The following is a 23883-nucleotide window of genomic DNA, read 5'->3' as shown; positions in this document are numbered from 1 at the left end:
CCCAAACCGGCGGACGAACCCCGCCTCGCCGCTTGACACAACCCATAGGGACACCCCCCCGGCGAGGGCCAGGTCGCACTCGCCGAGCCGCAGCGCCCGGCAGGCGTCGTGGACCGCGACCAGCGACGACGAACACGCGGTGTCGACCACCTGGCTCGGGCCCATGAGACCCAGCGCGAACGACAGCCGTCCGGCGGTGAAGCTCGGCTCTCCCATCAGCTGGTACGCGTCCACGTCGTGGACGTCTCCGGTTTGCTGGCGCAGCCGTACGTAGTCCGTGGTGCTGACACCGAGGTAGACGCCGGTCGCCGATCCCGTGAGCGAGTCCGGCGCGTACCCGGCATGCTCGATGGCCTCCCAGGCGACCTCCATGACCATGCGCTGCTGAGGGTCCATCCCCACGGCCTCGCGGGGGGAGATGCCGAAGACGCCCGCGTCGAAGCGGCTCACGTCGTCGACGAAACCGCCGTGCTTGACGTAGGTGCGCCCCTGGACGTCCGGGTCCGGGTCGTACCAGCGCGCGATGTCCCCCCGGTCGCTCGGGTACTCCCGAATCGCATCGACGCCGCCGGTCAGCAACTCCCAGTACTCGTCCGGGCCCCGCACCCCGCCCGGAAGTCGGCATCCCATGCCGATGACCGCGACGGGGCCGTCCGCGGCCGGTTCCGCGCCAGCCTGTCGCTGGAGCCGCTCGATGAGGCGCAGCGCGTTGACAAGTTGGGCATGCAGGTCTGTTTGGGCCATGGTGATCCCTTCCGCGCCGTGAGACTCAGCTAACCGTGGCGGCCTCTACCACCACTCGCACGTCACTCGACATGCGACTCGGCCGCCGCGAGCACCGCGGCCAGCCGTTCCGACAGGGCGTCCTCGCTGAGAGAGTCGAGCTCGTCCACGTCCTGCGTCGGTAGCTCGGCCGCGGCGAGCACCTCGGCGTCGACGAACCGGGCCAGGGCCGCCGTGTTGGGGCATTCGAACAGCACCGTCTTCGGCAGATCCACCCGCAGCGCCTGCTCGGCGCGCCGCTTCAGTTTCACGGACAGGATCGAGTCGAAGCCGAGGTCGAAGAATCCGCGGTGGGGGTCGATCTCGTCGGTGGTCCCGAGGATCTCCGCCACCAGCGGCAGCAGCAGGTCCACGAGTGCCGGGACCCGCCGGTCGGCGGGAAGCGCGGTGATCGCCGGCAGCGAAACCTCGACGTCGGGGGCAGGGCCGTCCCGCCCCACTTCGGCAGGCGGTCCGGAACGGGGATCCCGGGCGTCGACCCAGTGACGTGACCGCTGCCACGGATACGAGGGCAACGAGACGACACGCCCGCCCGCCGGCAGCAACGCCGTCCAGTCGACGACGACCCCGTGGACGTGCAGCGCGGCGATGACGTTGAGCATCGCCTCGGCGGTGGTGAGCCCGTCGGGCATGCGGTGCACCGCCCGTCCCGCCAGCCACACCGTCGCGGGGCCGGCGCTCAGGTCGAGGACCACACCGGGCTCCCCCGGCGTCGTCCCGGCCGCCGGCGACTCCACGGTCGGCAGGTGTCGCAACGCGTCCTGGGGCGTCAGCTCGCCGGCCAGGCAGGCTGCCACGAGCGCGCCGTACGGTTCGCCCGTCACCGACGTCGGTGTCAGACCCACGGCACGCCACACGGTCGCCGTGGCCAACTGGGAGACGAACGCCCCGGCCGGATCTTCGGGACCCGCCTGCGGCAGGGACCCGACCCGGGTGCGCAGTGCCGCCGCCGCATCCGGCTCCCAGCCCGGCAACGCGGACGCCGCCTCCGCCAGGTCGCGCCAGGGCAGCGCGCGCGATCCGAGGCGCATCGTCAGCGGCAGAGGTTCACCGGCCGCCACCGAGCCGGCATGATGCGGCCGGCGCAGCGCCCTCGCCAGATCGCGTCCGGTGGAGGCCACAACAGCGGCCCGGTGCTCAAGGTGGCCGCGCCGCGCGAGGCCGGTCCACACCAGGTCGGCCAGGTCGCTCTCGTCGGTGAAGGAGATCTGGTCGGCGAGTCGGGTCGCCGCCTCGGCGAGGGCCCTGCCGTCGGCCGCCGACACCGCGACCAGATAGGGGCCTCCGTCCTGCGCCGTGGGCGCGGCCTCCCGGGGTGGCTCCTCGACGATCAGGTGAGCGTTGGTGCCGGTGAAGCCGAACGCGCTGATCCCGGCGATGCGGGGCCGCCGGCCTCGCCGCCACGGGGTGGGCCGCCGCACCGGCGCGACGCCCGAAGCCTCCCAGTCGAACGCACGGGTGGGAACCTCCAGGTGGAGCTGGGCAGGAAGGCACTCATGCCGGAGCGACAGGACCACCTTGATCAGACCGACCACGCCGGCTGCCGCCTCCAGGTGCCCGATGTTGCTCTTCACCGAGCCGACCAGCAGTGGCTGGTCCAGCGGGGCCGCGTCTCGCAGGACGTCCGCGATGGCCCGCAGTTCGACCGCGTCACCCAGCGGTGTACCGGTCCCGTGCGCCTCCAGGTAGCTCAGGTCGGCGGCGGTGACACCGGCGCGGTCGAGCGCGGTCATGATGACGGCCTGCTGCGCGGCGCCGCTCGGCACCGTCAGACCGCCGCTGGCACCGTCCTGGTTCACCGCGCTGCCGCGGATGACGGCGTGGACGCGGTCCCCGTCGGACAGTGCGGCGGACAGCGGTTTGAGGACGACGACCCCGGCTCCCTCACCTCGGCCGTAGCCGTCCGCCCCCTCGGCGAACGTCTTGCACCGGCCGTCCCGGGAGAGGGCGCCCGCGGCTGACATCACCTCGAAGACCGTGGACGTGGCCATGATGTTGGCACCCCCGGCCACGGCCACCCGGCACTCCCCCGCCCGCAACGCCTGGCAGGCGAGGTGCACCGACGTGAGCGATGACGAGCAGGCCGTGTCCACCGCCATGCTGGGCCCACGCAGGCCGAGCAGGTACGAAAGCCGACCGGCCGCCCCGGAGAAGCAGTTGCCGGTGCCGTAGTAGAGGGAAAGCTCCGGTTCACCTGCCAGCACTAGCTGCTGGTAGTCGGTGGTGTTGAGACCCACGTACACGGCGGTCTCGCTGTCACGCAGGGCAGCGGCCGCCAGGCCCGCGTCCTCCAGGGCCTCCCAGGCGACCTCCAGGAAGAGTCGCTGCTGGGGGTCCATGCTCCTGGCCTCTCGAGGTGAGACCCGGAAGAACTGATGATCGAAGCCGTCGATCGCGGGCAGGAACGATCCCCGGTGCGTTCCGTCCCACCGGTCGGGCGGGACATCGGCGCTCGGGTCGAGGCCCTGCTCCAGCAGCTGCCAGAAGCCGCTCGCGTCCGAGCCGCCGGGCACGCGGCAGGCGAGGCCGACGACGGCGATCGGCTGCGAGGCCGGGTCGGGCGCCGGGGAGACCACCCGCGCGGTGCGCGTCGAGGAGGAGGACGACAGCCGCTCGGCCAACGCGCCGATCGTCCCGCACCTGAGCACGTCGGCGCCGTCGACGGCCAGGCCGGTGCCGACGCGGAGCCGATCGGCCAGCTCGACGGCGGAGATTGAATCCAGTCCCAGTTCGAAGAACCCGCGATGAACGTTGAGGGTGCCGCCGTCGGGCTGCCCGAGGATGTCGGCGACCGCGCGTTGGATGGTTCGCACCAACGCCGGACGGTCCCCAGCCGAACTCGCGGGGATCGGCTCGGTCTCCGTCGCCGTCATCGCCGGCGCCCCGCCCTGCGCGCCCCGGACGACACCCGGCAACCAGTAGGTGCTGCACCCCCACCGCTCGGGCGGCAACGCGACGGCGGCGACGGGGCGCCCCCAGACCGCGTCCCAGCGCACCGGTACGCCGGATACGTGCAACTCCGCACGGGACTTGGCCAGAACCGGTGACGCGTCCTCTCCCCGGACGAGGGACGCGACGACCGGTCCCGTCCGGCTCCGGTGGTTCATCGCCGCCCGTAGGGCCCGGTGGAGAACCGGGTGCGGGCCCATCTCCACGACGGCGCAGTCCTCGTCCGCCAGCAGCCGGTCCACCGCGGGCCAGAACAGCACGGGCTGCCGCAGGTTGAGGGCCCAGTACTCCGGATCAAGCGGCCGACCCTCCAGATACCCGCCCAAGGTGGTGGACAGGAAGGGTACGTCCGGACCGCGCACCGCCAGCCCGTCGAGCAGCTCGCGGAGCTGATCCGCGTACGTCTGCATCAGCGGACCGTGGGACGGGTACTCCACGGACAGCTCGACGGCGGTGACGTCCCGTTCCTGCAAACGTGCGACGAGCCGCCGAAGGGGCTCGGCGGGGCCGCTGAGGACCACCGCTCCGGGCGAGTTGACCGCGGCGATCGTGACTCCCGGATACTCGTCTCCGAGCCAGGTTCGCATCTCGTCGGCACCCAGGTCGACCGACGCCATCCGGCCGGTACCGCTGGCCCGCTCGCAGGCCCGGCTACGGACCACCATCAGCCAGGCCGCGTCCGGCAGCGTCAACGCACCGGCGATGTGGGCCGCCGCGATCTCGCCCATGCTGTGTCCCACGACCGCGTCGGGCCGTACACCCCACGACATCCACAGCCGGCTCAGCGCCACCTGCAACGCGAACAGGACCGGCTGCCCCGTCTCCGTGGACCGCAGCGCCGCGTCGTCGCGGGCCTGCAGCACCGCCGAGGCCGACCAGCCGCTGTGAGCCGCCAGGGCCCGGTCGCACTCGTCGAACGCGGTCCGGAAGTCCGGCTCGGACGCGTAGAGATCGAGAGCCATCCCGGGCCACTGGGCGCCGTGTCCCGAGAAGGCGAAGACGGTGCGCGGTACGGCGTCGCCGGTACCGGCGCGGATGTTCGGGTGGGGTTGCCGGGCGGCGAACGCGTCGAGCCCGGCGACCAACTCGGCGGTCGTGTCGCCGACCACCGCCAGTCGATGGGCGTGATGGGTACGGCGTACCGCCGCCGTCGCGACGACCTCGTCCGCCATCACCTCGTCCGCCGGCCGCTCGGACAGCGCCCGCGCGAAATCACCCGACAGTTCCCGCAGTCCGAGGGGCGTGCTCGCGGAGACCAGCAGCGTCCTCGGACCGGCGGGGGCGCCGCCGGCGGGGGCGGGGCGGGGCGGCGGCGCGCCGAGCACCACGTGCACGTTGGTGCCGGACAGGCCGAAGGCGCTCACTCCGGCGATCAGCGGCCGGCCGGTGTCGAGAATCATGTCCTCGGCAGCCACCACGACTCCGGATTCCTCCCAGGGGATGTGCGGCGACGGCGTGGTGAGGTGAACCTGCTGGGGCACCCGTCCGTGCCGGAGCACGAGCGCCGCTTTCACCAGACCGGCGACGCCGGCGGTGGCGTCCATGTGCCCGAAGTTGGCCTTGAGGGAGCCGATGATGAGCGGCCGGTCGCCAGGGCGGCCCTTGCCCATGACCTCGGCGAGCGACGACACCTCCAGTGGGTCGCCCAGAGGCGTGCCGGTGCCGTGGGCCTCCACGTACGCGACGTCGTGCCCACCTACACCGGCACGCGACAGCGCCTCACGCAGCAACGCCTGCTGTGCCGCCGCGTTGGGTACGGTCAGCCCGGCGCTCTGGCCGTCGTGGTTGATCGCGCCGCCGAGGACAAGGCCGTACACCTGGTCGTTGTCCCGTACCGCGTCGGCGTATCGCTTGAGAACGACCACGGCACAACCCTCTCCGCGGACGATCCCGTCGGCACCGGTGTCGAACGGCCGGCACCGGCCAGTACGGGACATGGCCTGCACCTTGCTCATGAAGATGGACAGCTCCGGCGCGACCAGCACGTTGACGCCGCCGGCGATCGCCGTGTCGGCGGTGCCGTCACGCAGTCCCTGGCACGCGAGCTGGACGGCGGCCAGCGAGGACGAGCAGGCGGTCGTAACCGTCATGCAGGCGCCGTGCAGTCCGAAGGTGTACGCGATCCGGCCGGCCGCGAAACTGAACTCCTTACCGCTGGCGTAGTACGGCCCGATGGCCCCGGCTCCCGAGGTCTTCGCGTGCAGCAGCGAATAGTCCGATCCCAGCATGCCGATGTGCACGCTGGTCCGCGACCCGACCCAGTCCGGCATCGGCCGCCCCGCATCCTGCATCGCCTCGAACGTGGTTTCGAGCAGGATCCGCTGCTGGGGGTCCATGTCCGCCGCTTCCCGGGGGCTCACCGAGAAGAAGCTGCCGTCGAAGCGGTCGACGTCGTCGAGAAAACCTCCGAGTGCGCTGTGAATGGCGCCGTCGGCGTGGAAACGGCTGTCCCACCTGTCGGACGGCACCTCACCTATGACATCGACACCGTCCATCAGCGCCCGCCAAAACTGGTCGGCGGTGCGAACTCCGCCGGGAAACCGGCAGCCGATCCCAACGATGGCGATGGCGTCGCTCATCTGAACTCCCTCGGGCTCGTCCGGCCAAATACCGCGTACTGTGGGGCCTGGATGCGCGCCAGAACCATGTCGACAGTCCCCCGGATCACTCGGGGATCGCTCAAGCAACGACAGTCCTGCGAAGGCAGAGAGGCATGGCATGGAATCACGCGCGCAGGAGCGTCTCGCCCCGATCCGGCTGCATTGCTTTCCCCACGCGGGAGGCGGCGCCGCATTCTACGGTCGCTGGCGACGTCACCTTCCGGACGGTGTCGTGGTCGCGCCCATGGAGCTTCCGGGTCATGGGAGCCGCCTTCAGGAACCGCCCTTTGACGACTTCGAACCGCTCGTCGAGCATGTGGCCCGGCGGGTACGGGCCGACGACGGGCACCGCGTGGTCCTCCTCGGACACAGCTTCGGGGCCCTGTTGGCCTTCGAGGTCGCCCGGCTGCTGACGGCCGCCGGTCGCCTACCGGCGGCGCTGATCGTTTGCGGCCGCGACGCGCCCACCGTACGATCACCGACGCCGGCGCCGCATGAGCTGCCGGACGACGCCTTCCTGGCCGCGATCCGCAGGCTGGGCGGGATCCCCGCCGAGCTCGACGACCAGCTCGACATCGTCCGCGCCTACCTTCCGGCCCTGCGCGCCGACCTTCTCATGGCAGATCGGTACCGACGCGGCGAGGGACCAGCACTCGACCTGCCGCTGCTGGCCTTCGGGGGCGTGAACGACGGCTTGACCACCTCCGACGGAATGGCCGCCTGGCAGCAGGAGACGACTTCGACATTCGAGTTGACGATCCTCGCAGGCGGCCACTTCTTCGTCCGGGACGTGGCGTTTCTCGACATTCTGTGCCACCATCTCGATCGATTCGGCACCGAGCCCGGCCATAGTCGGGAATGAGTCGCGCTCCACCACGGTCTCGTACGGTTCGGATCATCGCACCGGCTAGGCGAAGGGAAACAACCGTGCCGCGAATCGAGAGGACCGCAGTACAGGCGGATCTGGATCGCTACATCACCGGCAATTTCCTCGGTGACGCAGCTACCGCTCAACTGGCTGCCGACACGCCGCTGTTGGAGTGGGGCGTGTTGAACAGTCTGAACCTGCTGCAGCTCATCACGCACATCAAGGAGACGTTCGGGGTGGTGGTTCCCCGGTCGACGTCACCGGCAGCCATTTCAAGAACCTAGGCACCATCACCGACCTGGTCTACAAGCTGTTGCTGCAATCCACCTGACCAGCCGTCAAGGAAGGAGGATCCTGCCGTGGAAGCCGAGTACGACGTAGGCATCATCGGCGCGGGCCCCGCCGGGTCCGCCGCCGCCGCATACCTCGCCAAGGCCGGACTGTCGGTCGCCATGTTCGAAAGGGCGAACTTCCCGCGCGAGCATGTGGGCGAGTCCCTGGTACCGGCGACGACGCCGGTTCTGCTCGAGATCGGGTGCATGGACGCGGTCGAGGCGGCCGGGTTCCCGAAGAAGTACGGAGCCGCGTGGACCTCGGCCGAGGATCGCGAGATCGACCACCTCGGGTTCCGGAACCTGACCGACGGGTTCCGCACCGCCGAGATCCGGTTCGACGAGCGTGACCAGCCGGGGGTCGACCGGGCATACACGTACCACGTGGATCGCGGGCTCTTCGACCAGATCCTCCTCAAGAACGCCGAGGCATCCGGCGCGCAGGTGTTCCAGGGTGTGTCGGTCGGCCAGGTGGACTTCTCCGGCGAGATTCCCCGGATCGAGGCCAAGCTGGGCGGGCGGAGCGTCGACATCCCGGTCGCGATGGTGGTCGACGCCAGCGGTCGCCGCACGCAACTCGGTACTCAGCTCGGCGTCAAACGCCCGGACCCGGTCTTCAACCAGTACGCGGTGCACAGCTGGTTCGAGGACTTCGACCGCAATGCCTTCGCGACCGACCCGGAGCGCATGGACTACATCTACATCCACTTCCTGCCGGTGGTGGACACGTGGGTGTGGCAGATCCCGATCACGGACACGATCACGTCGGTCGGAGTCGTCAGCCAGAAGCGGAGGCTTCGCGACTTCGCCGGCGACACCGAACGGTTCTTCTGGGAAACCCTGGCCAGCCGACCCGAGCTGTTCGACCTTCTCAAGAACGCACGGCAGCTCCGGCCGCTGAAGATCGTTCTTCGCCCGGTGGCCTGACCCGGCCGCGTGGGCGGCCGAGCCGTTGCCGGTGCGGTTGTCCGCCAACGGCTCGACCCGACCCTTGATCACGTTCCTGATCCTGCACGGCGGTCTACGACCCGGCTACGACTACCTGCTGGAACGCAAGTTCTCCAGCATCTGGCGAGAAGTGCAGGGCTGCCAGGTCGGCACCGACCTGGCGCTGTTCCTCAGCACCGCTGAGCAGCTGGGTTTCGCCGAACGGGTCCGGCTCGCCACCGCTTCGCAGGTACCCGCCCGGCTCCTGATCCAGACAGGCCGGCCGCTGAACCGCCTCACCGACCGAGACATCGACGCCTTCACCTACGCCTGCGTCGAACGGGAACAACGAACCGGCAACGGCTGGCGGCACTACCGTGCCGCCATCAGCAACACCCGTCGGGTGCTGTTCCATCTCCAGGTCCTGTCCGCCCCGTCAGCCACCGCATCCGGGATCGCCTTCGCGGATCGGCTGCGCGGGGTGACCCCACCGGTCCGCTCGGCACTGGTCGCCTACCTCGAACGCAAACGCGCCACATGCGTGCCGAAGACGGTCTCATCCATGGCCACCCGGCTGATGCACTTCGGGGTCTTCCTCGCCCGCATCGACCCGGCTCTGCACTCGATCGCGGACCTACAACGATGCCGCCACATCGAACCCTACCTGTCGGCGCAGGTCGATGCGATCAACACCAAAACCAACGAGGTCATCACCGTCGCGGAACGCTCCCGCCGCGTCCTCGCACTGGCAGGATTCCTCACCGACATCACCGAATGGGGCTGGCCCGACGCCCCGACCCGACGGCTGGTGTTCCGTGACGACATCCCCAAGCTGCCCAAAGTCCTGCCCCGCTACCTGCCCGTCGACGCCGACCGGCGACTCACCGAGCAACTCCGGAAGCCCAGCACCGGCAACGCACTGGCCGCCTGCGCTCTGCGACTGCAACGCGCCTGCGGCCTACGCATCGGGGAACTCCTCGACCTCGAAATCGACTGCGTGCACGAGGTCCCCGGGCAAGGAGCCTGGCTGAAGGTCCCGCTCGGCAAGCTCGAGTCCGAACGCATGGTCCCCCTCGACGACGACGACGTCGTCGACCTGATCGACCACATCATCGCCATCCGCTCCCCAGGCCAGCCCCTACCCCACCCGCGATACCGACGCCGAGCGCAGTTCCTGTTCACCCACCACGGAAGACGCCTGTCCCAGAACACCGTCCGCGAGGAGTTGGAACGGGCCGCCGACGCCGCCGGCCTCGGACACACGACACCCCACCAGCTCCGCCACACCTACGCAACCGCCCTGGTCAACGCCGGAGTGTCACTGCAGGCACTGATGGCGCTACTCGGCCACGTCTCCGCCGAGATGAGCCTCCGCTACGGGCGGCTGTTCGACACCACCATCCGCGACGAATACGAACGCGCGCTCACCCTGGCGAAGGAACGTGCCGGCATCCCCCGGAACCCGACGACCAGCCTGCCCCTGACAGACATCACCCGCGGCGCGGACTGGAAGACGACACCCCTGATCAAGTCCCGGCTGGCCGGCGGGTTCTGCCTACGGGCACCCGCCCAAGGCGCCTGCACCTACGCCAACATCTGCGAACACTGCCCGAGCTTCCACTCCGACGCCAGCTCACTCGCCATCCTCACCGCCCAACGCGTCGACGCGGACGCCCTCGCCCACGACGCCGAGCAACGCGGCTGGATCACCGAGGCCGCACGCCACCACAAACTCATCGCCCGGCTGGACACCCTCATCGAACAGGCACAAGCCGGATGAACACCGCGATCACCAAGGCCGAACAGGCCTGCGCCGAACTCACCGCCACCCAGCAGCCGATCACCTTCACACAGGTCGCCGCACGCACCGGCCTCGGCCGCACAACGCTCTACCGCAACCCGTCACTACGCGCCCTCATCGAGCAACACCGCCACAACGCCACGCAAGCGGGAACCCTCAGCGGCCTCGCCGACGACATCACAGCCCTGCGAACCGCCATCGAAGCCATCGCCAGCCGCGTCCGCCGCCACGAAGAACAGCTACGCCAGATCACCAAACGAGGACACTGACCCGAAACCTTAACCGGCCAAACGCGGAGCAACAGGCCAATTAGCCGGTTAATGTTGGGACAACGCCGCCGCCGAATCGTTCTTCGCCACCACGAAGAACGAGATGTACCACCGGGAACGGTTCGACACCCGTGCCCGCGCCCGGCTCGCCGTCGCCGAGTAGATCGAGGTGTTCTACAACAGACAACGGCTGCACTCCAGCTTTGACTACCGCACCCCGGCCGAAGCCCTCACCGGCTACCAGGCCCTGATAGCCGCCTGACCAGCAAACCGACGAAGACCTGTCCAAGATCCTTGACACAGCCCAGTCGTCGGACCAGTGGCGTGGGTCGTCGACGACACCGGATTCCCGAAGGACGGCAGGAACTCGCCGAGTGTGGCCAGGCAGTACTCCGGCACCCTGGGCAAGGTGGCGAACTGCCAGATCGGGGTGAGTGTCCACGCGGTCACCGACACCGCGTCGTGTCCTCTGGACTGGCGACTGTTTCTCCCGGCGTCGTGGGACGACCACACGGTCGACGAGGCCGGCCGGCCCGAGGTGGCCGCCCGTCGGGGCCGGTGCGGGATACCCGAGGGTGAACGCCACCGGCCGAAGTGGGCACTGGTGGTGGAGATGCTCGACGAACTGGCCACGTACGGGCTGCGTCCGCCGCTGGTGGCCGCGGACGCCGGTTACGGCGACAACAGCCAGTTCCGTAGGGCCTTGGACCAGCGGGGAATCGGCTACATCATGCAGGTCAGGCGACGCCCTCGCCCACACGCCGCAGGTGCGTCCCGTGCCGCGGGTATGGTCCGGGCGGGGCCGTCCGCCCATCCGTACGGAGCCGCGTTACCCGAAGACGGCTATCAGTCTGGTCGAGCACGTTCGCGCGGCCGGACGCGAGGTCGCGGAGACGATCACCTGGCGGGAAGGCTCGAAGGCCACGATGAGTTCCCAGTTCGTGTTCCTTCGGGTGCGTCCGGCCGGGCACCGGGTCGCCCGCGATCCTGACGGGCTGCTGCCCGAGCGGTGGTTGATCGCCCAGTGGCCCGACGACGAAGCCGAGCCGGTCAAGTACTGGCTGTCCAGCCTCCCCGAGACGACCAGCCATACCGATCTGGTCCGCTACGGCAAGATCCGCTGGCGGATCGAACACGACTACCGCGAGTTGAAGACCGGCCTCGGTCTGGACCACTTCGAAGGCCGCTCCTGGACCGGCTGGCACCGCCACGTCACCCTGGTCACCGCCGCGCACCTGTTCATCACCGAACTGCGCCTGGACCCAAAGCGGCTGCGCCGGCCTGACCCTCTACAAGGTCATCCGCGAGCTGCAACACCTCCTCGCGACTTGGACCGGCGCCTGCATCACCTGCCACCAACCCGTGAAACCCCCGCACCTCAACAAACGCCTCAGAACCTAACAAAGCACTACTAGCGGGCTCCGTCGACCGAACGGAGGCTCCGCTCGTACAGCGCGAGCGCCGACAACGAGAGAGAGTCGACGAACTCCCCGCGCCGCACCATGTCGTCCAACTCGGCACGGGTCACCCAACGCTGCCTCATGTCCTGCTCCGTCGCCTCGCGGGCGGGGCGTCCGCGGCGCAGGTCACTCGCAACGAAGACGACACACCCCTGGTTGGAGTAGCCGTGGGCGACGTTCACTCGGCCCAGCATCATCCATCGGGTGGCCTCCAGCCCGGTCTCCTCCCGGAGCTCCGCCTGGGCCAAGGCCACCGCGCCCTTGTCAAGGGTCGCATCCTGTGCACTTCCCGAGAATCCCGCCGGAGTGTCAGCGGACGCCCAGGATCCCTGTGGAAACTCCCACTGGCGCCGCCCGACCGGATAACGGAACTGCTCGACGAGGTGAAATCCGTCGTCGACCGGCATGATCAATGCGCAATCCGGCTTATCCACCACGCCGTAAACGCCGAGGGTGCCGTCCCATCGCTCCACTTGGTCTTCACGGACTTCCATCCAGGCATTGCGATAGACCGTCCGGGAGTGTACGCGTCGCAATGAAGCACCTCCCGGCGCGTGATCACCTTCTGAACGGGCGAAGTCACACACTACCAGGGTGTGCGGCGGTCATCGGCCAGGAACGCGCGAGCCGCCTCGACGACTCCACGAAGACGAATGTGGCGTAACGTGGGATGTCTACCCAGGACCGTACTCGTCAAGCACGAGTTACGGGGACGGGACGCGTACCGGGTGCGGACCCGCGGCACCGGCACCACCAGGCCGGGATCGGCACCGAGTTCGCGGGCGATCAGCGATGCCCAATCCGCCCTGGAAATCCGATCGGGGCCGCCCAGATGCACGAGGCCACCGACCGGGTCCCGGACGAGCGCGCAGGCCACCCGTGCGACGTCGTCCGCCACGACTGGCGTGTTCCACAGGTCCGCCGGGGCCTCCACCACCCGGCCGGCCCGCAGCCGCCGCACACACGCGGCGAAGAAGTTGGACCACTTTGCCGGCTCCACCGGCTCCCAGCCGTAGACGAGACTCACCCGTAGCACGGTGGCACCGGGTGCCCGCGACCGCACGGTCTCCTCAGCGCGCAGCTTCGCCCGGCCATAGGCGTTGGCCGCCACGGGCACCGCGCTTTCGTCATATGTCGGCGCCGTCCCGTCGAACACGTTGTCGGTCGAGATCAGCAGGACACCAACATCGCGTCCGACCGCGGTCAGGTTCTCCGCGGCGGCGACGTGGTCCCGCAGCGCCCACTCCGGGTGCTCCTCGCACCACGTCACATCGGACGGCCCGTGCACGAGCACCACCGCGTCGGGCCCTACGGCGCGGACCGCCGCCGCGCACTGCGCCCGGTCGGTCGCGTCGAGGCGGGTCCACGGCAGAGAGCCCGGGTGCCTGCCAGCCTGCTTGTGCCGGGAGGCGAGGACCGGTGCACATCGGGCCGCCAGCAGCGCTGCCCCGATTCGGGCACCGATCAGGCCGCTACCCACGACCAGGACACGCATGTCGAACCCCCTGACGGTCGACGGCAGGCGATACCTGGGAAAGCATCCGTCCCATTCCGATTAGCGCGTGGTCGTCGTCCGGCGCCCCCATCTCGATCATCGAGCGCGCCTGGTCATCGCTCAGCCCGAAGCATCCGAACCCCGCTAGCTGATCCCCGAGGTGATGGGCGAACTGGTCGCCGACCGCCGTGGCGAACCCACCAATGATCACATAGCGGCCGATTCCGATCGCGCTGTGCACAGCGGCGATGGCCTGCGCGAGGGGCCGTAGCGCGGCGCGGAGCACGGAGAGGGCGAAGTTGTCGCCGAACCGGATCGCCCGGACCAAGTCCTCGTTCGTCAACATGGCCGGATCCGCGGCACACGACGCCCCGAGCATCGAGTCCCGGAATGCACGGAGATCCCGACCGCCCGCGAGCCGGGCGGACTTCAGGATACCCCGTCCGGAGGCGATCGCGCCGAGGTGCCCACGTCCGCCGCAGTCGCAGACTACATCCTCGGCCGTCGGGTCCGCAGGCCAATGGCCCATCTCGCCGCCGGCGCCGCTGCGGTCGACCAGCACCACACCGTCCCGGTAGACCTTGTTGCCGATCCCAGAGCTGACCGTGATGAGACAGAAGTCCGCGTCCGCGGCACCCGGGCGCGCGTACCGCCACACGGACGCGGTCATGTCGTTCACCACGTGTGTCTGCATCGCCAGCCGACGGCGCAGCCAGGCCCCGACCTCCACGGCCGACCCACCGCCGCCCCAGACCGTCGGGGCCGCGGTCACCACGCCGTCGGCGGTGACCGGTCCGGCGAAGGCGATGCCGACGGCCGAGACGCCCTCACCCGCCGGTGAGCCGAGGTAGCTCTCGACGGTCTGCGCCACCTGCATCAGTACGCGCCGTTGCAGCACGGCCGCCGGTGCGTCCGGATACCGCCCCAGCCCGTCCAACGGCGTTCGGATCACCTGGATGAGGCGCTGCCCGTCCTCCTCGTAACGGCCGACTCGCAGGGTGGTGCCGCCGACGTCGACCACGACGAAGGCCCTACCGGTCGGGCCGCCGGTCATGCGAGCTGTCCCGAGGTCAGGCTGGCCCGGTCGGCCAGCTCGGCCAGCGCCACGTGCAGCTCCCGCACCGTGACGTCGTCGACGAAACGCACCCTGCCGATCCCGTCGAGAAGAGGCATCTGCTGCCGGCCGTTGCGGTGCCGGACGACGTCCGCCAGCGCCGCCGTCATGAGGTCCAGCCGGCAGACCCGATGCCACACCGGCAGTTCCAGATCGCGCAGCACGGCGAAGATCCGGTCGTCCTCGGCCGCCGAGATGAGACCGCGCCGCCTGGCCAGAATCGTGGTGTACGCCATGTCGATGGCGACCGCCTCGCCGTGCAGCAGGTCCGGCAGGGCCTGCATCTCGATCGCGGGCGAGAACGAGTGACCGTAGTCGACACAGCGGTGCAGCCGTTCCTCCCACAGGTTGGGCTGGAGTTCGGCCAGCATCCCGTCGATGGCGCGATAGATCACCTCGGCCGCCACGCCGGCGTCCGAGCTGCCCGGTACGGGCTGGAGGTGCTCGTCGATCAGGCGGGGACCGTGCTCGGCGAGCAAATCGAACAGCGCGGAATCGGCAACCGTGGCCATCTTGAGCACCTCGGCGAGCCCGTTACTGATGTGCCGCCGGTCGAGCGTCCGCAGGAAGACGCAGTCGATCAGCGTCGTCGTGGACGGGTGGTAGCTGCCGAGCCTGTTCTTCTTGCCGTCGTGATTGACCCCGGTCTTCGCGCCGATCGCCGCGTCCACCATGCCGATCAGGGTGGTCGGTACCCGCACGTACGGAGTCGAGCGCCGGTACAGGCTCGCCGCGAACCCGACGATGTCGGTGAGCACACCGCCGCCGATCGCGATCATCGGCTCGGAGCGGCGGGAGATCCCGAACCGGTCCATCGCCGCCACCACCAGCAGCGCCGACGCCACCGACTTCGCCTGCTCACTGGTGTCGAGCAGGCAGGTTGTGCTGGCTACGCCGTGCGCGTCGAAGTAGGCGCTGACGGCGTCCCCATAGAGCTCCTGGATGCGACGTTCCATCACGACCAGCCGCCGACCGCCGGCGGCGTCGACGCCGCCGGCGCGCACCAGGGAGGAGTCGTCCGGATCGAGGAGGCCGGATCGAAATTCCACGTCGTAGGTCACCGGTTTCGCCGTGGTGACCCGCCAGGATGATTGATACGAACGCCCACCGGTACGGGTGAGGCCGGAAGTCATCGCCATCGTGGCACCAGCTGTCATCGCCGAACCTCCAGGCGTTGGATCCGCGAGTGCATAGTTTGTACCGCCCTCCCAGCTGTCGGACAGGTTCGGCTATTCCCACATTGTCCCGCTCCAGGGTGACACCTTAGGCTCGAAAAGCACTCGACCCCGCATACCTCACGACTCGATCGCACCGGCCCGCCACCGGAATGCATTCGAGCCTTGGTCTAGTCACAAAATACCAGGGCTCTCCACGGTGGGCTCATGACCAATACGCAGAGCACTACACGGCACCACCGACGAGGGATTCCCACCGCCCGCCGAGTCGACCATGTGGCGATCACCGTGCCGAGCCTCGACGAGGCGATACGGCTGTTGACCGACGTACTCGGCGGCGAACTCGTCTACCGACTCCCGCCGTTGTCACGGGACGACGATTACATGGCGGAGCGCCTCGACGTCCACCCACGGGCGAGCGCCACGATCGCAATGGTTAGATTCGGACTCTTCGCCAACATCGAACTGTTCGAGTACACCGCACCGGACCAGGTACGCACACCGCCGCGGCCCGTTGACGCCGGATACCAGCGCCTCGGTCTCGGCGTCGACGACGTCGACCGGGCACTGGCCGCCCTCGAACAGCACGGCGTACGTCCTGCCAGCCCCGTCTGGACCGCGCCGCCCGACCATCCCGACGCCGGCACCCGGCTAGTCCGCCTCCACGGCTGCGCGGGGGTGAACCTGGAATTGAGTTCCGCGCCGGCGGACCGCCACTTCGGAGCCGCCGTCACGTGGTCGAACCGGGATGACGGGCTTCCGGCCGCCACCGCCGTGCCCGGGCTGCGGAGCGTCGACCGCATCGGGTACACCGTGGACGACCTCGACCTGGCCGTGGCGTTCTTCGTCGATGTGATCGGCGCGGAGCCGCTCTCGCGTACCGGTGCGCGGGACCCAGGTGAGCACGGGCTCCCCGAACTCCCCGCCCGCGTGCGGACCGACCGCGCGACGCTCCGGCTGGGCCCGACCGACAAGCTCGAACTCTGGCAGTTCGCCGCCGACGACGCACGTCGCCGGCGACCACGCAACAGCGACATCGGCGGCTGTCACCTGGCGATAGCCGTGGACGACGTCGACGCCGCCGCCGCGTACCTCACGGCCGTGGGCGGCTGCACCCAGCTCGGCGCACCGGAGACACTCCGCTCGGGTCCGCTGACCGGGGACCGGTGGGTCTACCTGCGGTCTCCCATCGGCTTGTACCTGGAAGTGGTGAACATGCCGGACGGTGCCCTGCCCTACGAACGGACGACGTCCGCCCGGCGGCGGTCCGCCGCCGGTTTCCACTGGTGGGACCGCTGACTCAACGCACCCGGTCGACACGCCCCTCGGTCCAGACCGGTTCGTCCGACTCGTAGATCCGGCCGTCCGCGCTGAAGACGAAGTACCGATCAAAATCGGACGCGAACCAGCGGTCGTGAGTAACGGCGAGGACCGTTCCGGAAAAGCCCGCCAGCCCATCCTGAAGCGCTTCCGCACTTGCGATGTCAAGATTGTCCGTAGGTTCGTCCAGCAGCAGCAGATTGGCGCCGGACAGTTCGAGGAGCAGAATTTGGAGCCTCGCTTGTTGGCCGCCGGAGAGCGTCTCGAACAATTGATTTCCGGCCGGCGCCAACTCGTATCTGGCCAATGCCGACATCGCGTCGTTGAGGGTCTGCGGTTTCGCTGACAGAACGACTTCGGTGGCGGCCCGGCCGATCAGATCGGGACGGGCGTGCGTCTGCACGAAGTGACCGGGGACGACACGGGAACCGAGCTTCACATCCCCCCGATACGGAATGGTCACCGGGGCGTCACCGCCGCACTCCGCCAGAAGCCGCAGGAACGTCGACTTGCCGGACCCGTTCGAACCCAGAACGGCGACCCGCTCGCCGTACCAGATTTCGGTGTCGAACGGTTGCATCAGTCCGACGAGCTCCATTCCGGTGCACACGACGGCACGTTTGCCGGTTCGACCGCCACGCAGCCGGATGCGCACGTTCTGCTCCTTCGGCGGCAATTCCGGCGGGCCGAGCTCCTCGAAGCGCCGCAGCCTAGTCTGGGCCGCACGGTAGGGCGACGCCATCGCGTCACTGTTCGTGGCACTCTGCCGGAGCCGGTGGACGATCTGCCGTAGCCGTGCGCGCTCCTCCTCCCAACGCTTGCGGCGGTCGAGGAGCCGGTCTCGCCGGTTCTGCTTGGCCTCGGCGTACGAGGCGAACCCGCCGCCGTGAATCCAGACCGTACGACCCTCGACGGTGACGATCCGGTCGGCAACGTCCGCGATGAGCTGCCGGTCGTGCGACACCAGGAGGACGGTCTTCGAGGTCGAGCGCAGCTGATCGGAGAGCCACTCCTTGGCGGGCACGTCCAAGTAGTTGTCCGGCTCGTCGAGCAGCAGGACCCGATCCGGGCCGCGCAGTAGCACCTCCAGCACCAGACGCTTCTGCTCGCCACCGGACAGCGTGGTCACCGGCCGATCCCGCACACTCTCGTAGGTGGAGCCGAGCGAGAGCATGCACACCGCGTCCCAGACGACTTCCATCTCGTAGCCACCGACGTCGGCATAGTCGCCCATGGCCTGCGCGTACCGCATCTGCGAGGACTCGTCTTCGTACTCCGCCATCGCGCGCTCAGCCTGGCGGAGACAATCGGTCGCCTCCCGTACGGCGTCGGGGGCCACGGAGAGCAGGAGATCATAGATCGTCCGACCGTCTCGGATGTCCCCGATGAACTGTCGCATCACGCCCAGACCGCCCACCTGCGTAACGCGTCCGTCGACCGGCGAGATGTCACCCGCGATCAGGCGTACGAGCGTCGTCTTGCCGGCGCCGTTGGGACCGACCAGTGCGGACTTCGCGCCGTCCTCCACGCGGAACGACACGTCGTTGAGCAGCAGGCGGCCATCCGGGAGCACATACGTCAGGTGACTCACGTCGATGTATCCCATGGGACACTACCTCTCGAACATTGATCCATTGACTCGCCCAATGTTCTAGTGAACATAGAATATACTAGACTCCCGGCATGTCAGACAACAGCACTGCTGATCAGGCGCAGCGGTTCTCCGACAGGTCACGTGCGTCAGACGGACGCGCGGGCGATGTATGGCTACGTCCCCAGCGAGTCGCCCGTGACGCACCTCCGCTGTCGCGGAGACGAATCGTCACCGCCGCAATCGAACTGCTCGACGAGCAAGGCGTCGAGCGGCTGACCATGCGGCGGCTCGCCCAGCGGCTCGGCACCGGGTCGACGACGCTGTACTGGCACGTCGATACCAAGAACGACGTCCTCGATCTGGTGCTGGACGAGCTCTTCGCGGAGGTCGACCTCCCGGAGCCGGCCGCAGGGCAGAAGTGGACGGAGACGATCGTCGCGCTGCTCACCGGCTGGCGGGCCGCGATGCTCCGGCATCCATGGTCGGCAACCCTGCTCGGCCGTCCGATGTTGGGGCCGAACGTGCTGGCCCGTACCGAGTTTCTGCACGCCACGCTGGCCAACGCCGATTTCACACCGCCCGACCTCAACTCCGCCGCCTACGCTCTCGCCAACTACGTGACCGGCGCCGTTCTGAGCCAGACCGCGTGGCAAAACCATACCGGACGGGAGATCTACGAGCCGGCGAACCATCTGCTGCGGGAGCGCAGTGACAGTTACCCGGTCCTGGCGGAGCTGGGGTTCATGGCCGAGAACGACTGGGACGGCAACTTCGCAGCCGGCCTGCGGTACCTGCTGGACGGCATCGCGGCTGCGAGGTCCGTCGGCTCTCCCTCGGTCAGCCGGCATTGACCCTGGCCAGATTCGGCACCTGGGTACCCGCCCCCGTGGCTTCGCTCTCCTGATCACGCCGCCCACGCGGCATGATCAGGGCGACAGTGACGGCGGCGAGCAGAAGAAGACCCACGGCGGTCAGCAGAGCGGCGTCGAAGCCCGCAACGGTCGCGGCTTCGGGTCTGGCGGGTGTCTCGCGCAGCGCGGTCGCCGTCACGGTGGCCGCGATGCTGTTGAGCAGTGCCGTACCGATGGATCCCCCGAGTTGCGTCACAGCGTTGACCCCGGCCGACGCGGCTCCCGTGTCCTCCTCCCGCACGCCACCCGTTGCCGCCGCGATCGCGGGGCTCAATGCGCAGCCGAGCCCCAGGCCGATCAGGATCTCGGCAGGGAGGAACCGGAACAGGTAGGGGTTCGGCGTCCCGGGTGTCAGCCCCACCAGCAGCATCATGCCCGCCGCCATCACGAGCAACGCGGGCACGATCATCTGACGCTCACTCAACCGGGCTCCGAGCAGGCCGGCAATCATGGTGGAGCCGACGGCGATGGCCACGGCCAAGGGAAGAAACGCCAGGCCGGCCTGGATCGGCGAGTATCCGAGCAACTGCTGGAACCAGTAGGTCAGGACGAGAAAAAACCCGAAGAGCGCCATCTGCGGCAGCCCCACCGCCAGAAAGGCACCGCCGCGCCGGCGGTCCAGCAGCACGCGTAGCGGCAGCAACGGCCGGGCGGCGGATCGCTGAGCGAGCGCGAAGACCGCCAACGACAACGCGCCCGCCACCAGCAGGACGAGCACAAGCGGATCGCTCCATCCCCTGACGGCCAATTCGGCGAGCGCGAAGACCAGCGCGGTCATACCCGCCACACTGCTGACCGTGCCGACCGGATCCAGCCGCACCCGGTTCGGCCGGGTGGCGTGGAGCAGCCTCATCCCGAGCAGGGTGACTGCACCAATCGGTACGTTGATCAGCAGACACCACCGCCAGCTGACGTACTCGGTCAACGCGCCGCCAACCAGCAACCCGAGCACGGCGCCGGCCCCGGTCAGCGCCCCGTAGACGCCGAAGGCGATCCTCCGCTCGCGCGGCTCGACGAACGTCATCGAGATGATCGCCAACGCGGCCGGTGCCAGCAGGGCGGCGAACAGCCCTTGCCCCGCGCGACCGGCGAAGAGCAGGCCCGCGTTCGGAGTCAGGCCGGCGACCGCCGACGCCAACAGGAACCCGGCCAGGCCGATGCCGAACGCCCGCCGGGCGCCGACGGCATCGGTGATCCGGCCGCCGAGCAGCAGCAGCCCTCCGAACACCAGCGCGTAGGCAGCGACCACCCATCCCCTGGCCGCGTCGCTGATTCCCAGGTCGGCCTGGATCGAGGGCAACGCGATCGTCACCACCGTCGAGTCGAGAACCACCATAAGCTGCGCGGATCCTGCCGTCGCGAGGATCCACGAGCGACGATTCGATGCGCTCACATCGCACTCCTGCACCATTAAGACGTCCTACACAGTGACAACCTAGCTTACCGCCGTTAAGTCCGTGAGCATCGTACTAGGCTGCGACTCATGAGGTCGACTGGACGGAGCGCTGAGTCCTCGGAACGGGGTCACGACGGGACTGTCGACTCGATCTGGCTCCGCCCGGAACCGGAACGAGCGACCCGCGGCATGCCACTGACCCGCGAACGGATCGTCACCCAGGCGGTCGCGCTCCTCAACGAGAGCGGCATCGAGGGCCTGACCATGCGCCGCCTCGCACAGCGCCTCGACGTCACCCCCACGGCGCTGTACTGGCACGTGCGCACCAAAGACGACATCCTCGACCTGGCCGTCGACCAGGTCTTCGCAGACGTGCTCCTACCCGAGCCGAGCGAGAACTGGCAGGACGACGTACGGCTACTTACTCGCCAATGGCGCGAGGTTATGCTGCGACACCCGTGGGCGGCCAGCCTCATCGGACGCCCGATGCTCGGCCCGAACGTCCTGGCCCGCACCGAATTTCTCCAGTCGGCGCTGGTCCGGGGCGGACTCACCGGCGTGCGGCTGGTGGTCTCCACCCGGATGATCGCGAATTTCGTGATCGGGGCCGCGCTCACCGAGGCGACTTGGCGACAGGTGTCCCCCGGCCGAACCCGCAACCAGGCCCGCGAACACATCGCGGCACGGCCCGCCACGTACCCCACGCTCGTCGCCTCCGGCCACCTCGACAGCAGCCAGTGGGACGAGGACGACCTCTTCACCAGGGGCATCACCGAGCTTCTCAGTCGAGTCGACCACCAGGCCTGGCCGAAATAACCAAAGCAGCGGGTCCACGGCGGGTCATCCCGTCCCGCGGCGTCAGGCACAGAATGCCTGCCCGTGATCCTGCCGGGGGCTACGGGTGGCTCGGCTGGTCGCTTTTCGCGTGACCTCGTACTCGTTCGAGCCGCGGTAGCAGGGAAGTTGGCGGCGAGGTCCCCACCATTGAGTCGCCACCACGCGGGGACACACGGCGCGGGCTGTCTCGCTGACGAACTCTCCGGGACGCCACCGTCAGTCGGCCCCAAAGCGGACGAACGCCGCCGCGGCGGCCCGGGCGGGACCGTCGCCCGCCGCACCGAACGCCCGCAGCGCGTCGGCGAGGGCTCGCGCCGGGGGGCCGGTTCGGACGTCACGCACTAATAGTGCTTTGTTAGGTTGTTGTGGCGTGTCGCTTGTGCGGGCATCTCGGCGGTGTTTGGCTGCGGTGCGTGGATGAACTGGATCTGGTTCGGGTGCGGGCCCAGTTGGAGGACTCCGCGGCCGGGGTGTTCTCGGGAATGCGGCGGTCGGACCAGCGGGCGACCGGTCTGCGGTATCTGCGTGGGCTGATGCTGGACGGCCGGCGCAAGTCGATGCAGCCCATGGCGCAGCGGCTCGGGGTCGACCACCAGCAGCTGCAGCAGTTCCTGACCTCGTCCACCTGGGACGTCACCGGCGTGCGACGGCGGACGGCCGCTGCCGCGGTCGACCTGGTCGAACCGGAAGTGTGGGTGGTCGACGACACCGGATTCCCCAAGGACGGCACCGCGTCGGCGTGCGTGGCCCGGCAGTACTCCGGCACCCTCGGCAAGGTCGCCAACTGCCAGATCGCCGTCAGCGTCCACGCCGCGACCGACACCGCGTCGGCGGTGCTGAACTGGCGACTGTTCGTGCCCGAGTCCTGGGACGAGACCTGCGTGCCCGGCCCGGACGGCAAGCCCGAGAACACACACGCCCGCAGGCTGCGCCAGCAACCGGTCACCCTCGATGCGGCCGGTGCCAAGAAACCACACGCACGGGTGCGGCTGCCACCCGCCGAGCAGATCGACCAGATCCGCAGACGCAGGGCGGCATCGAAAGTCCCCGACACCGAACGGTACCGGCCGAAGTGGATGATGGCCCTGGAGATGCTCGACGAGTTGGCCGAGTGGGGGCTGCGTCCACCGCTGCTGACCGCCGACGCCGGCTACGGCCAGGTCGCCGAGTTCCGTCAGGGCCTGACCGAACGCGGTATCGCCTACATCGTGGCGACCACCTCGTCCACCACCGCGCAACCCGGTGACGCCCACCCCGTCGAGGTGCCCTACGCCGGTGTCGGTAAGACCGTGTGTCAGTAGGGGTTGTTGCTGGTCAACAGGTTGAGTCGGTCGGCGCGGCGGTAGCAGATCAAAGCGCATGCCAGGTGGAGGAATCCGAGGTAGTGGGAAGCCTTGCGGTCGTAGCGGCGGACCAGCCGCCGGAACCGGGTCATCCACTCGAGGCAGCGTTCGATGACGTAGCGGTGCTGGCCCAGGCGCTTCGACGACTCGATGCCCTTGCGGGCGATCCGCGGAACGATGCCGCGTTCGCGCAACAGGTCGCGGCATTCGGGGTAGTCGTAGCCCTTGTCGGCGTGCAGTTTGGCCGGTCGTCTACGCGGCCGGCCGACCGGTTGACGTACCGGTGTGATGCCGTCGACCATGTCCTCGAGCATCCGATGGTCGTTGAGGTTCGCGGCGGAGACGCCCACGTGCAGCGGCAACCCGCCACGGTCACCGACGGCGTGGATCTTGGAGCCGGGCTTGCCCCGGTCCACCGGGCTGGGCCCGGTCAGGTCCCCCTTTTCACCGCGCGCACGTGCATGCTGTCGACACTCACCCTCGACCAGTCGATCCGCCCGGCTGCGCCGAGGACATCGAGCGTCGCCCGGTGCAGGGCGGACATCACCCCGGCCTCGACCCATTCGGCGAACCGGCGGTGCGCGGTGCGCCAGTGCACCGGGAACGAGGCGGGCAGCTTGCGCCACGAGCAGCCGGACTCCAGCACGTTGAGGTGCCCCGAGGATTCCGGACAGGGAGCCAATAAGGTTACCCTGTCAGGAAAGTCGAG

At 69.0% G+C, this 23883-nt stretch carries 21 protein-coding genes and 2 pseudogenes; 12 read left to right on the top strand and 11 right to left on the bottom strand.

Annotation, left to right across the window (positions count from 1 at the left end; all coding sequences use genetic code 11):
* A partial coding sequence (locus ACFHWU_RS26220; RefSeq protein ID WP_416591916.1) for a polyketide synthase occupies positions 1-744 on the bottom strand: 744 nt, incomplete at its 3' end.
* Between the two features lie 62 nt (positions 745-806).
* A complete protein-coding gene (locus tag ACFHWU_RS26215; protein WP_416591915.1) occupies positions 807-6311 on the bottom strand; it encodes a type I polyketide synthase in 5505 nt (1834 codons plus the stop codon).
* A gap of 139 nt (positions 6312-6450) precedes the next feature.
* Between ACFHWU_RS26215 and ACFHWU_RS26210 the strand changes: the two genes are divergently transcribed.
* The 8 genes and pseudogenes from ACFHWU_RS26210 (at position 6451) to ACFHWU_RS26175 (ending at position 11944) form a co-directional block, all read left to right on the top strand.
* Positions 6451-7194, top strand: a complete 744-nt coding sequence (locus ACFHWU_RS26210) for a thioesterase II family protein (RefSeq protein ID WP_416591914.1) — start codon at positions 6451-6453, stop codon at positions 7192-7194.
* Positions 7195-7259: 65 nt separating this feature from the next.
* Positions 7260-7484 carry an acyl carrier protein gene (locus ACFHWU_RS26205; protein ID WP_416591913.1) on the top strand — a complete coding sequence of 75 codons (225 nt, stop codon included), beginning with the start codon at positions 7260-7262 and terminating at the stop codon, positions 7482-7484.
* A gap of 75 nt (positions 7485-7559) precedes the next feature.
* Entirely contained in the window at positions 7560-8459 is a 900-nt protein-coding gene (locus tag ACFHWU_RS26200) for an NAD(P)/FAD-dependent oxidoreductase (protein ID WP_416591912.1), read from the top strand.
* Positions 8460-8523: 64 nt separating this feature from the next.
* Positions 8524-10239, top strand: coding sequence for a tyrosine-type recombinase/integrase (locus ACFHWU_RS26195; RefSeq protein ID WP_416591911.1), 1716 nt, complete (start codon positions 8524-8526; stop codon positions 10237-10239).
* Entirely contained in the window at positions 10236-10529 is a 294-nt protein-coding gene (locus tag ACFHWU_RS26190) for a DUF6262 family protein (RefSeq protein ID WP_416591910.1), read from the top strand. Before ACFHWU_RS26195 ends, ACFHWU_RS26190 begins: the two co-directional genes overlap by 4 nt.
* A gap of 52 nt (positions 10530-10581) precedes the next feature.
* Positions 10582-10791 (top strand): annotated as a pseudogene (locus ACFHWU_RS26185) (integrase core domain-containing protein); the annotation flags it as partial.
* 57 nt (positions 10792-10848) lie between these two features.
* On the top strand, positions 10849-11520 hold the full coding sequence (locus ACFHWU_RS26180; protein ID WP_416591909.1) for a transposase: 672 nt from the start codon (positions 10849-10851) through the stop codon (positions 11518-11520).
* Positions 11483-11944, top strand: a complete 462-nt coding sequence (locus ACFHWU_RS26175) for a transposase (RefSeq protein WP_416591908.1) — start codon at positions 11483-11485, stop codon at positions 11942-11944. Before ACFHWU_RS26180 ends, ACFHWU_RS26175 begins: the two co-directional genes overlap by 38 nt.
* Here the strand turns inward: ACFHWU_RS26175 and ACFHWU_RS26170 are convergent.
* From ACFHWU_RS26170 to ACFHWU_RS26155, 4 genes are all read right to left on the bottom strand, one after another.
* The gene (locus ACFHWU_RS26170; RefSeq protein ID WP_416591907.1) at positions 11941-12483 is read right to left on the bottom strand and encodes an ADP-ribose pyrophosphatase; all 543 of its coding nucleotides are present in this window, start codon (positions 12481-12483) and stop codon (positions 11941-11943) included. The two genes, ACFHWU_RS26175 and ACFHWU_RS26170, sit on opposite strands and share 4 nt — an antisense overlap.
* Positions 12484-12575: 92 nt before the next feature.
* The gene (locus tag ACFHWU_RS26165) at positions 12576-13484 is read right to left on the bottom strand and encodes an SDR family oxidoreductase (RefSeq protein WP_416591906.1); all 909 of its coding nucleotides are present in this window, start codon (positions 13482-13484) and stop codon (positions 12576-12578) included.
* A complete protein-coding gene (locus ACFHWU_RS26160; RefSeq protein ID WP_416591905.1) occupies positions 13462-14538 on the bottom strand; it encodes an ROK family protein in 1077 nt (358 codons plus the stop codon). Before ACFHWU_RS26160 ends, ACFHWU_RS26165 begins: the two co-directional genes overlap by 23 nt.
* Positions 14535-15755 (bottom strand): sedoheptulose 7-phosphate cyclase, encoded by a 1221-nt coding sequence (locus ACFHWU_RS26155; RefSeq protein ID WP_416591904.1) that lies wholly within the window; start codon positions 15753-15755, stop codon positions 14535-14537. Before ACFHWU_RS26155 ends, ACFHWU_RS26160 begins: the two co-directional genes overlap by 4 nt.
* Before the next feature lie 225 nt (positions 15756-15980).
* Between ACFHWU_RS26155 and ACFHWU_RS26150 the strand changes: the two genes are divergently transcribed.
* Entirely contained in the window at positions 15981-17072 is a 1092-nt protein-coding gene (locus ACFHWU_RS26150) for a VOC family protein (protein ID WP_416591903.1), read from the top strand.
* A 1-nt stretch (position 17073) separates the two neighbouring features.
* Here ACFHWU_RS26150 and ACFHWU_RS26145 read toward each other — a convergent pair whose 3' ends face one another.
* Positions 17074-18699: an ABC-F family ATP-binding cassette domain-containing protein gene (locus tag ACFHWU_RS26145; protein WP_416591902.1), complete on the bottom strand. Its 1626-nt coding sequence runs from the start codon at positions 18697-18699 to the stop codon at positions 17074-17076.
* A 77-nt stretch (positions 18700-18776) separates the two neighbouring features.
* On the opposite strand from ACFHWU_RS26145, the gene ACFHWU_RS26140 reads away from it, so the two are divergent.
* Positions 18777-19538 carry a TetR/AcrR family transcriptional regulator gene (locus tag ACFHWU_RS26140; protein WP_416591901.1) on the top strand — a complete coding sequence of 254 codons (762 nt, stop codon included), beginning with the start codon at positions 18777-18779 and terminating at the stop codon, positions 19536-19538.
* On the opposite strand, the gene ACFHWU_RS26135 is transcribed toward ACFHWU_RS26140, so the two are convergent.
* Positions 19525-20934, bottom strand: coding sequence for an MFS transporter (locus ACFHWU_RS26135; protein WP_416591900.1), 1410 nt, complete (start codon positions 20932-20934; stop codon positions 19525-19527). The genes ACFHWU_RS26140 and ACFHWU_RS26135 overlap by 14 nt on opposite strands.
* A 147-nt stretch (positions 20935-21081) precedes the next feature.
* Here ACFHWU_RS26135 and ACFHWU_RS26130 point away from each other — a divergent pair, with 147 nt between their 5' ends.
* The gene (locus ACFHWU_RS26130; protein WP_416591899.1) at positions 21082-21810 is read left to right on the top strand and encodes a TetR/AcrR family transcriptional regulator C-terminal domain-containing protein; all 729 of its coding nucleotides are present in this window, start codon (positions 21082-21084) and stop codon (positions 21808-21810) included.
* Between the two features lie 237 nt (positions 21811-22047).
* Here ACFHWU_RS26130 and ACFHWU_RS26125 read toward each other — a convergent pair whose 3' ends face one another.
* Complete coding sequence (locus tag ACFHWU_RS26125; protein WP_416591898.1) at positions 22048-22173, bottom strand: hypothetical protein; 126 nt, start codon at positions 22171-22173, stop codon at positions 22048-22050.
* Positions 22174-22244: 71 nt separating this feature from the next.
* Between ACFHWU_RS26125 and ACFHWU_RS26120 the strand changes: the two are divergent.
* Positions 22245-23117, top strand: a pseudogene (locus tag ACFHWU_RS26120) (IS701 family transposase); the annotation flags it as partial.
* Positions 23118-23125: 8 nt separating this feature from the next.
* Here the strand turns inward: ACFHWU_RS26120 and ACFHWU_RS26115 are convergent.
* Entirely contained in the window at positions 23126-23590 is a 465-nt protein-coding gene (locus ACFHWU_RS26115; RefSeq protein WP_416591897.1) for an IS5 family transposase, read from the bottom strand.
* 14 nt (positions 23591-23604) lie between these two features.
* A partial coding sequence (locus ACFHWU_RS26110; protein ID WP_416591896.1) for a transposase occupies positions 23605-23883 on the bottom strand: 279 nt, incomplete at its 5' end.

This window comes from Micromonospora sp. LOL_015, from assembly GCF_048060275.1.
Classification (GTDB): Bacteria; Actinomycetota; Actinomycetes; order Mycobacteriales; family Micromonosporaceae; genus Micromonospora_E.
This window is presented reverse-complemented; position numbering and strand designations above follow the sequence as displayed.

What these genes read in the sequence shown, in the direction of transcription:
- ACFHWU_RS26215 (WP_416591915.1), bottom strand. Translation starts at nt 6,311, where the DNA reads ATGAGCGACGCCATCGCCATCGTTGGGATCGGCTGCCGGTTTCCCGGC.
- ACFHWU_RS26190 (WP_416591910.1), top strand. Translation starts at nt 10,236, where the DNA reads ATGAACACCGCGATCACCAAGGCCGAACAGGCCTGCGCCGAACTCACC.
- ACFHWU_RS26165 (WP_416591906.1), bottom strand. Translation starts at nt 13,484, where the DNA reads ATGCGTGTCCTGGTCGTGGGTAGCGGCCTGATCGGTGCCCGAATCGGG.
- ACFHWU_RS26150 (WP_416591903.1), top strand. Translation starts at nt 15,981, where the DNA reads ATGACCAATACGCAGAGCACTACACGGCACCACCGACGAGGGATTCCC.
- ACFHWU_RS26135 (WP_416591900.1), bottom strand. Translation starts at nt 20,934, where the DNA reads ATGGTGGTTCTCGACTCGACGGTGGTGACGATCGCGTTGCCCTCGATC.
- ACFHWU_RS26210 (WP_416591914.1), top strand. Translation starts at nt 6,451, where the DNA reads ATGGAATCACGCGCGCAGGAGCGTCTCGCCCCGATCCGGCTGCATTGC.
- ACFHWU_RS26170 (WP_416591907.1), bottom strand. Translation starts at nt 12,483, where the DNA reads ATGGAAGTCCGTGAAGACCAAGTGGAGCGATGGGACGGCACCCTCGGC.
- ACFHWU_RS26130 (WP_416591899.1), top strand. Translation starts at nt 21,082, where the DNA reads ATGAGGTCGACTGGACGGAGCGCTGAGTCCTCGGAACGGGGTCACGAC.
- ACFHWU_RS26145 (WP_416591902.1), bottom strand. Translation starts at nt 18,699, where the DNA reads ATGGGATACATCGACGTGAGTCACCTGACGTATGTGCTCCCGGATGGC.
- ACFHWU_RS26160 (WP_416591905.1), bottom strand. Translation starts at nt 14,538, where the DNA reads ATGACCGGCGGCCCGACCGGTAGGGCCTTCGTCGTGGTCGACGTCGGC.
- ACFHWU_RS26155 (WP_416591904.1), bottom strand. Translation starts at nt 15,755, where the DNA reads ATGACAGCTGGTGCCACGATGGCGATGACTTCCGGCCTCACCCGTACC.
- ACFHWU_RS26140 (WP_416591901.1), top strand. Translation starts at nt 18,777, where the DNA reads ATGTCAGACAACAGCACTGCTGATCAGGCGCAGCGGTTCTCCGACAGG.